Source organism: Kitasatospora saccharophila (assembly GCF_039529925.1).
Classification (GTDB): Bacteria; Actinomycetota; Actinomycetes; order Streptomycetales; family Streptomycetaceae; genus Kitasatospora; species Kitasatospora saccharophila.
On the sequence record NZ_BAAANS010000069.1, the window covers coordinates 32,158 to 40,383 of the forward strand.

8 protein-coding genes and 1 pseudogene are annotated in these 8,226 nt (G+C 76.9%); 5 read left to right on the forward strand and 4 right to left on the reverse strand.

From position 1 onward, the window contains the following. Window positions 1–14 precede the first annotated feature (14 nt). The gene (locus ABD345_RS33995) at window positions 15–1,196 is read left to right on the forward strand and encodes an MFS transporter (protein WP_344557909.1); all 1,182 of its coding nucleotides are present in this window, start codon (window positions 15–17) and stop codon (window positions 1,194–1,196) included. 7 nt (window positions 1,197–1,203) lie between these two features. Here the strand turns inward: ABD345_RS33995 and ABD345_RS34000 are convergent, their stop codons facing one another. Both ABD345_RS34000 and ABD345_RS34005 read right to left on the reverse strand, forming a co-directional pair. Continuing rightward, a complete protein-coding gene (locus tag ABD345_RS34000) occupies window positions 1,204–1,716 on the reverse strand; it encodes a hypothetical protein (RefSeq protein WP_344557910.1) in 513 nt (170 codons plus the stop codon). After that, on the reverse strand, window positions 1,713–2,423 hold the full coding sequence (locus ABD345_RS34005) for a TetR/AcrR family transcriptional regulator (protein WP_344557911.1): 711 nt from the start codon (window positions 2,421–2,423) through the stop codon (window positions 1,713–1,715). Before ABD345_RS34005 ends, ABD345_RS34000 begins: the two co-directional genes overlap by 4 nt. Window positions 2,424–2,530: 107 nt before the next feature. On the opposite strand from ABD345_RS34005, the gene ABD345_RS34010 reads away from it, so the two are divergent. The 4 genes from ABD345_RS34010 to ABD345_RS34025 all read left to right on the forward strand — a co-directional run bounded on the left by ABD345_RS34010 (window position 2,531) and on the right by ABD345_RS34025 (window position 7,415). Further along, entirely contained in the window at window positions 2,531–3,754 is a 1,224-nt protein-coding gene (locus ABD345_RS34010; RefSeq protein WP_344557912.1) for an FAD-dependent monooxygenase, read from the forward strand. A gap of 58 nt (window positions 3,755–3,812) precedes the next feature. Beyond that, window positions 3,813–4,622, forward strand: a complete 810-nt coding sequence (locus ABD345_RS34015; protein ID WP_344557914.1) for a hypothetical protein — start codon at window positions 3,813–3,815, stop codon at window positions 4,620–4,622. 106 nt (window positions 4,623–4,728) lie between these two features. After that, on the forward strand, window positions 4,729–5,553 hold the full coding sequence (locus ABD345_RS34020) for a class I SAM-dependent methyltransferase (protein ID WP_344557916.1): 825 nt from the start codon (window positions 4,729–4,731) through the stop codon (window positions 5,551–5,553). A 422-nt stretch (window positions 5,554–5,975) separates the two neighbouring features. Then, entirely contained in the window at window positions 5,976–7,415 is a 1,440-nt protein-coding gene (locus ABD345_RS34025; protein ID WP_344557918.1) for a glycoside hydrolase family 6 protein, read from the forward strand. A 94-nt stretch (window positions 7,416–7,509) separates the two neighbouring features. On the opposite strand, the gene ABD345_RS34030 is transcribed toward ABD345_RS34025, so the two are convergent. Beyond that, window positions 7,510–7,860 (reverse strand): hypothetical protein, encoded by a 351-nt coding sequence (locus ABD345_RS34030; protein ID WP_344557920.1) that lies wholly within the window; start codon window positions 7,858–7,860, stop codon window positions 7,510–7,512. Window positions 7,861–7,892: 32 nt separating this feature from the next. Next, window positions 7,893–8,226 (reverse strand): annotated as a pseudogene (locus ABD345_RS34035) (hypothetical protein); the annotation flags it as partial.

Sequence of the window (8,226 nt, forward strand, 5' to 3'; positions counted from 1 at the left end):
CGGGGGAGGCCGGAATGCTGCTGCGCTACACGTCCACCGCGTTCCTCGCCCGCTCGGCCGACGAGGGCGCCGCCGTGGCGATGGTCCTGCTCGCCCTGCACCGCACGGGCGACGCGGCACCCGGCGCGTTCGTGCTCGCCGCCTGGACGGCCCCGCACGCGCTGGCCGCGCCGCTGACCGGCGCCCTCGCGACCCGCACCCGCCGCCCCCGGCTCCTGCACGCCGCCGCGCTCGGCGTCCTCGCCGCGGCCGTGGCCGTCCTCGCCGCCACCCTGGGCCGCCTCCCGCTCCCGCCCGTCCTCGCCGCCGCCGCCCTCGGCGGCTGCTGCGGACCCGTCGTCTCCGGCGGGCTCTCCGCCCTGCTCGCCCGGCTGCCGCCGGACGGGACGCAGACGGGGGCGGGGGAGTGGGGGCGGGCGCGGGCGCAGGCGTGGGACGCGGTGACCTACAACGCCGCCGCCGTGGCCGGGCCCGGACTCGTCGCGCTGCTCGCCGCGCTCGGCTCCCCGGCCGCCGCCATGCCGGTGCTGGCCGTCGCCGCCGGGTGCGCGGCCGTCCTGACCGCCCTGCTGCCACCGGTCGCACCCCTCGGCGGGCCGCCGCCCGGCCGGCTGCGCCGGGACCTGGCGGAGGGGCTGCGGACGGTGTGGCGGCGGCGCGAACTGCGGGCCGTCACCGCCGCCACCTGCCTGGCCTTCCTCGGTCTCGGCGGGCTGACCGGCACCGGCGTCCTGTTCGCCGTGCGGTCGGGGCAGGGGTCGGCGGGCGGCCTCCTGCTGACCGCGTTCGCGCTGGGCGCGCTGGCCGGGACGCTGCTGCTCACCCGGCCGTGGGCGCGGACGGCGCCGCGACGGCTGGCCCTGGCCGGCCTGGTGGGAACGGGCGCCGGGCTCGCGGTGGCGGCGGCGGTGCCGGTGCTGCCGGTGGCGGTCGGCTGCTTCGCGGTGGCGGGTGCGTGCGACGGCCTCGTCCTGACGGCGACGCTGCGGATCCGGGCCGCCCACTCCCCGCCGCACCGGCTGGCGCAGGTGTTCACGCTGGGGGCCGGGCTGAAGGTGTCCGCCGCCGCGGCCGGCGCCGCCCTCGCCGCCGCGGCCACCGTCCACTCCGCGCCCCGCTACCTGCTCGGCATCGCCGCGCTGCAACTGGCGGCCGCCCTGCTGTACGCCGCGCTCGGGCGCGGCGCGCGGGACTGACCCGGCGTCAGGGGGCGGCCGGGAGGAAGGACGGCGGGACGAGGTCGCCGACCGCGAAGGGGTCGACGGTGCCGCCGGGGCGGACCGCTTCGAGGACGAACTCCGGGACGGTCAGGTCGAAGCGGTGCCGATCGGTGCTCTCGCCCAGGGCGAGGACCGGCCAGGTGTCCGGGTCCGCCGAGTCGGGGAGCCAGAAGAAAACGTCGCCGTGGCAGGTGCCGCCCCACGGGACCGGGCCGCCCGGTTCGCCGGGCGGCGGGTAGGGGTGCAGCAGGTCGGCGGCGCCGGGGAAGAGCCAGGCGGCCGACTCGCGGGCGAGTGAGTGGGCGGCCCGTTCGTCGCCGGGGCCGGCGAGGAACAGGTACTGGCTGAACTCGCCGGGGCCGAAGGTCTCCGCGAGTTCCTTGAAGGAGGCGGGGACGGGCAGGCCGAGGCGCCGTTCGACGGGGAGCCAGTCGGTGGCGGTCCGGGGGCGGGTCCAGCGGGTCAGGGCGGCGAGTTCCGCCACGGCGGGGGTCACCGGGCGGGGGTCCCGGCGCGCCGGTCGATCAGGGCGGCGAGGCCGTCGAGGATGCGGGCGAGGCCGAAGTCGAAGGCGTTGTCGCGGCCGCCGGGGGGTTCGGCGAGGGCGGCGGCCAGGGCCGGGTAGCGGGCGGCGTGGGTGCGGATCAACGGGACCAGGGCATGCAGGAGTTCGGCCTCGGGGGAGCCGGTGGCGGACTGGCGGTGCTGGGCGGCGATGGTGCGGGCGTGGCCGATCAGCAGGACGGCGGCGTCCATGCGTTCGGCGCCGGTCAGGCCCTGGCCGTCGAGGGCGGACACCACGCTCTCCAGCCAGGCGAGTTCGCGCGGCCCGGTGGCGCGCGGTGCGGCGAGGGCGTCCAGCAGCCAGGGGTGGGCGGTCAGGACGGCGGCCATCCGGTGCGTCCACTCGGTGAGCCGCTCGCGCCAGGGGGCGCCGCTCGGGGGCGGGGGGTCGCCCGCGGTGTGCTCGATCATCAGGGCGACCAGTTCGGCCTTGCCCGGCACGTAGCGGTACAGCGCCATCTTGGTGTGGCCGAGCAGCCCAGCGACCCGCTGCATGGAGACCGCGGCCAGGCCCTCGGCGTCCGCGATCTCGATCCCGGCGCGGGCGATCGACTCCAGGGTGAGACCGGGCTTCGGCCCCCTGGTCGGCCGGGCGGGCGGTTCCCACAACAGCCGCAGTGCCGGGTGCGGTTCGGTCACGGCCCCTCCTCCTGCCACCGGCCGGCCTTGTGCGCGGCCCGCAACTGCGTCTACCGTACACAGCATCGAACTGTGTCCTATGGACGCAATTGAGAGGGAGGAACCCCGTGCGGATCCTGATCTCCGGCGCCGGCGTCGGCGGCCCCGCGCTCGCGCACTGGCTCGCCCGGTACGGCCACCGGCCCACCGTGGTCGAACTCGCCCCCGCCCTCCGGGCCGGCGGACAGGCCGTCGACTTCCGCGGCCCCACCCACCTGACCGTGCTGCGGCGGATGGGCCTGCTGGACGAACTGCGCGAACGGCGGACCGGCGGCACCCCGATGACCTTCACCGACGTCCGCGGCCGCACCCGGCTGCGGCTGCCCGCCGAGTTCGCCGGCGGCGAGGTGGAGATCCGCCGCGGCGACCTCGTCCGGCTGCTGCACCGGCACAGCGCCCCCGGCACCGAGTACCTGTTCGGCGACACCGTCACCGCCCTGCGCCAGGACGCCGACGGCGTCGACGTCACCTTCCGGCACGCCCCCGCCCGCCGCTTCGACCTGGTGATCGGCGCCGACGGCCTGCACTCCCGGGTCCGCGCCCTCGCCTTCGGCCCCGAACGGCAGTACGTCCGCCACCTCGGCTACTACGCCGCCACCTGGCCCTTCGCCAACCGCCTCGGCCTGCCCGCCGGCAGCGCCGGCACCAACACCCCCGGCCGGCTCGCCGCCGCCGGCGCCGACCCCCACGACCCCGGACGGGCCGGCGCCCTCCTGCTGTTCGCCGCACCCGAACTCGCCCTCGACCGGCACGACCCCGCCGCGCTCAAGACCCTGCTGCGCGAACGCTTCGCCGACCTGCCGCACCCCGTCCCGCACCTGCTCGCCACCCTGGACGAGGCCGAGGACGGCGACCTGTACGTCGACTCGATCAGCCGCGCCGACGTCCCCGCCTGGTCCGACGGCCGGATCGCCCTGCTCGGCGACGCCGCCTGCGGCGCCACCATCGGCGGCATGGGCACCGGCACCGCGCTCGTCGCCGCGTACGTCCTGGCCACCGAACTCGCCCGCGCCGACGGCGACCACCGCGCCGCCCTCACCCGCTACGAGCGCACCGTCCGCCCCTACGCCCAACGCTGCCAGCGCGGCGGCGACCGCACCGGCCCCTTCCTCGCCCCGCGCACCGCCCCCGGGCTGTGGCTGCGCAACACCCTGCTCAGCCGGCCCGCGTTGCTGAACCGGATGCTCGCGATGGGCGAGGAGGTCGCCACCCTCGACCTGCCCGAAGGCCGGCCCCGTCCCGCTGCAGTGGCCGCAGAGGCGGGGGCTGACGGTAGGTCAGGCGCGGTGTGACGAGGTTGTGACGGGCCCGCCACGGGGGCGTGGTGCCGGGTCACTACGGTGCGTCGGTATGCGCTCCTTCGACGGCCCGGCGGGCCACGGCGACCACGACCACGAGCAGGACGACCACGAACACGGCCACGAGCAGGACGGCCACGGCCACGACGTGCTCAGTACCGGCAGGGCCCCGCGGGCCGGACGGCGAAGACTCGTGCTGGCCGTGAGCGCGGCGGTCCTCGCCGCCGTCGGCGCCGGCCTGGTGTACCTGCCCGAGGACGGCCCCCCGGCCGCCGCGCCCGCGCCCGCGCCGACCGCCACCGCCTCGCCCGACCCCACGGACCCGCCGTGGCTCGGCGGCCCGGCCGTGCCGGAGCTCCCGCCGGGCTACCTCGCCCCGCTGGACGGCTTCCTGCCCGCCACCGTGCAGTTCGGCCTGGCCAAGCCCTACGAGCGGGTCTCGGCCGCCGAGCTGCCGGACTGCGCCGACCCGTCGGTGCCCGGGCGCGAGCGCGAGCTGGTCCGGAAGTCCGGGCACTGCACGGCCCTGCAGGTCGCGGTGTACGGCGACGCGGACAACCGGTACACCTTCTGGGTGTTCACCGTGCGGTCGGAGCGGGAGGCGTCGGCACTGCTCGACACGATGGCCGGCCCCACCGAGGCCGAGATGGAGGACTACCCGGCGAACTACCACCCCGGCGGCCGCTGCAGCGGGACGGGGCGGACGGTCTGGCTGTGGAAGGCCACGACGGCGCTCGACCCCGCGAAGCCCGGGGACCAGAACCGCCTGGAGAACCTCCTCCAGGACTTGATGAACCGCTGGGGCGACCAGGCGTGGGCGGCCCGGCAGGCACGGCTGGCCTCCGAGCCGCCACTGGCCTGAGCCCGCCGCCGGTCGGGGCCCGGACCGACGGCGGGGCCCCGGGCGGGCGGTCGATCGCGGTGGGAACCGCGGCAGTTGCGGGCGGGGCGCGGCGTAGCGTGGGGGGATGACCACCGACACGGCAGCGCAAGAGGCATTCCTGCGGGCGTTCCACGCCGAGCGCCCGGCGGTGACCGGCGAGGCGTTCGGGCCGGGGCGGTCGCCGGACGGCCGCTCCAGCTACCAGTTGCTGTGCGACCGGCTCGCGGGGCGCGCGAGCGTCCTGGACCTCGGGTGCGGGGACGGCCTGCTGCTGGAACTGCTGGCCGGACAGCGGGGGCGGCGGCTCGCCGGGATCGACCTGTCGCCGCAGGCCGTGGCGCTGGCCCGGCGGCGGCCGGCCCTCGCCGGGGCGCGGCTGGAGGTCGGCCGGGCCCAGCGGCTTCCGTTCGCCGACGACTCCTTCGACGCCTGCGCGTCCCACCTGGCGCTGATGCTGATGGGGGACGCCGAGCAGGTCGTCGCCGAGGTGGCCCGGGTGCTGGCCCCGGGCGGGGTGCTGGCCTGCGTGCTGGGCGGCGGGGCGGTCGGCGGCGAGGCGTACGAGCGGTTCGGCGCCCTGCTGCGGCGCTCGCTCGGCGACCTGCCCGCCGAGCGGCGGATCCCGGCGCTGGGCGACCGGCGCACCCGCAGCCGGGCCGGGCTGGACGGGCTCCTCGCCCCGGCGGGCTTCGCGGCGGTCGACTGGGAGACCGTCCCGATCGACCTGAGCGGCCCGGCGGACCGGGTGTGGGCCGCCCTCTCCGGCCTCTACGACCTCGGCCCGCTCGACCCGGCGGCCGTGGAACGCCTGCACGGGGACTTCCTCGCGGAGGTGCGCGACCTGCCGACGCCGCAGGGGACCGTCCCCTGCGGGTTCAAGGTGCACCTCGCCACCGCGCGGCTGGGCTGAACCGCGCCCCGGTCGCCCGGCCGCCCCGGCTGCCCCGGCCGCCCCGTCCGTCGCGGCTCCCGCCGTCCCGGGACCGCCCGGCGCCGCTCCCAGCGCCCCGGAACCGTCCCCGGAACCGTCCCCGGCATGAAAGTTTCGCGGTCGCGGCGGGTTTTCCGGCCCCGCTCCGAAGTGGGACGAAACGTGTGCGAAGGGCCCGTTCGACAGTGCTTCGACTGGGCGAAAGGCCGTCAGGGGCGCTCGGCAGGGCGGGAGTTCGCCGCACAGGTGCTCTGCCGCCCGGGCGGGTCGGGCCGCTAGCATCGGCCGCGGTCCGCTGCGGGAGCGCTCCCACGCTCCGGCTCCCGCATCGTTCCCGGTCAGCATGCCCCCACCCTGATGCCGACCGCCTCTCCCACCCGAGAGCACCCCCGGAGGACACCGTGCACACCCCCGACCCCCACCGGCGCGCCGCCGTTCCGCCCGCCCGGCCGACCCGTCGCGCCGCCGCCCTCGCCCTCGCCGCCGCGACCGCCGCCGTCGGCCTGGTGGCCGCCACCCAGTCCGGCGCCGACGCGGCCGTGCAGGGCAGCCTCGCCGCCGACACCCAGTTCTACAAGGACCCGACCTCCCAGGCCGTCAAGTGGGCGGCCGCCAACCCCGGCGACTACCGGGCGCCGGTCATCTCCAAGCGGATCGCCAGCCAGGCCCAGGGCATCTGGATCGCCAACTACCGCCCCGACACCGTCACCTCCGACGTCCGCACGATCACCTCCGCCGCCGCCCAGGCCGGCCAGGTGCCGGTGCTGGTGGCCTACATGATCCCCAACCGGGACTGCGGCGGCGCCTCCGCCGGCGGCGCCCCCGACCTCGCCTCGTACGACGCCTGGGTCGGCAAGTTCGCGGCCGGACTGGGCAGTTCGCGCAGCGTCGTGGTGCTGGAGCCCGACTCGGTCGCGCTCACCACCTGCCTCAGCGCCCAGCAGCAGAACGACCGGTTCGCCTCGCTGGCCCGCGCCGTCAACACCATCCACGCCGCCAACCCGAACGCCAAGGTCTACCTCGACGGCGGCCACTCCACCTGGAACTCCCCCTCCGAGCAGGCCAACCGGCTGCGCAGCGCGGGCGTGCTCAACTCGGACGGCTTCTTCACCAACGTCTCCAACTTCAACACCACCTCCAACGAGACCTCGTTCGCCCACAACCTGCTGGGCGCCCTCGGCAACCCCGGCAACCTGCACGCCGTCATCGACACCAGCCGCAACGGCAACGGCCCGTCGGGCAGCGTCTGGTGCGACCCGTCCGGCCGCAAGATCGGCAACTACCCGACCGCCGCGACCAACGACAGCGCGATCGACGCCTTCCTGTGGATCAAGCCCCCGGGCGAGGCCGACGGCTGCGCCGCCGCGGCGGGCACCTTCGTCCCCGACATCGCCTACCAGCTGGCGCAGAACGCGGCCGACCCGAGCACGCCCGCCCCGTCCTCGCAGCCGCCCACCTCGCAGCCGCCGACCTCGCAGCCCCCGACCTCGCAGCCCCCGACGTCCCAGCCGCCGGCCGGGAACGCGTCCTGCTCGGTCGCGTACCGGGCCAACTCCTGGGCGGGCGGCTTCACCGCGGACATCACGGTGAAGAACACCGGCAGCACCGCCCTCAACGGCTGGAAGCTGGCCTGGACGTTCCCCGGTGACCAGAAGATCACCAGCGGCTGGAACGCCACCGTCGTCCAGAGCGGCGCCGCCGTCACCGCCACCGACCTCGGCTACAACGGCGCCCTGGCGGCCGGCGGCTCCACCAGCTTCGGCGTGCAGGCCACCTACGGGTCGAACAACACCACCCCGAGCGCCTTCACGCTGAACGGCACCGCCTGCACCACCTCCTGAGCCATCCTCCCCAGCCCCGCCGGCCACCCCCCACCCGTGGGCCGGCGGGGCACCCCTTTTTTCCGGCCCGCGCCGACTCGACCAGGCGGAACGGTCACGGGCGGAGTTGGACGGCCGTCACCATCACGTAGCCGACCAGCAGTCCGAACAGGCACACCGCCGTGACGTACCGGGGTGTGAACGGCAGTCCCGCGAGTGACGGGTAGAGCAGGACGGCGCCGCCCGCGGCCAGGTCCGCGATGTACAGGCCGGGGGGCGGGGTGATGCCGGTGCTGTGGGCGGCCCAGCCGGTGGCGATCAGGAAACCCGTCAGCAGGGTGAAGCCGGACAGCAGGCCGGAGCCGATCGCCCCGAGGGTGGGGTGCGGTTCCGGGAAGGGCTCGCCCTCCGGGACCTCGGGGCGCACGCGGTGCGCCACCGCGAGGGCGCCCACGGCGAGGACCATGGCCCCGAGGGCACCGAGCAACGGAGCGGGATTCAACGGCTCCTCCTGGAGAACGTGAAGTGCTGCCCGGCGAGGGCCGCGAGCGCGGCCGGCAGCAGGACGGTGACGAGCAGGACGCTCGCCCAGACCGAGGGTTCGAGCGGACCGGGCCCGGCGGCCGGGGTGTCCGGCGGCGGCACGGCGACCAGCGTCGAGGGCGAGGCGGTCGGGGTCGGTGCGGGTGTCGGCGTGAGCGTGGGCGCGGGGGCGAGGGTCGGCGCCGCTGTCGCCGTCGGGGCGGGGGCGGGGGTCGGCACGCTGGAGGCCCGGACGGTCGGGGTTGGGGTCGGGGAGTGGAGCTGGGCCGGGGGCTGGGGGTGCTGGGCG

Excerpts from the sequence above, each read along its gene's own strand:
- ABD345_RS34015 (WP_344557914.1), top strand. The coding sequence starts at position 3,813 with ATGCGCTCCTTCGACGGCCCGGCGGGCCACGGCGACCACGACCACGAG.
- ABD345_RS33995 (WP_344557909.1), top strand. The coding sequence starts at position 15 with ATGCTGCTGCGCTACACGTCCACCGCGTTCCTCGCCCGCTCGGCCGAC.
- ABD345_RS34030 (WP_344557920.1), bottom strand. The coding sequence starts at position 7,860 with ATGGTCCTCGCCGTGGGCGCCCTCGCGGTGGCGCACCGCGTGCGCCCC.
- ABD345_RS34020 (WP_344557916.1), top strand. The coding sequence starts at position 4,729 with ATGACCACCGACACGGCAGCGCAAGAGGCATTCCTGCGGGCGTTCCAC.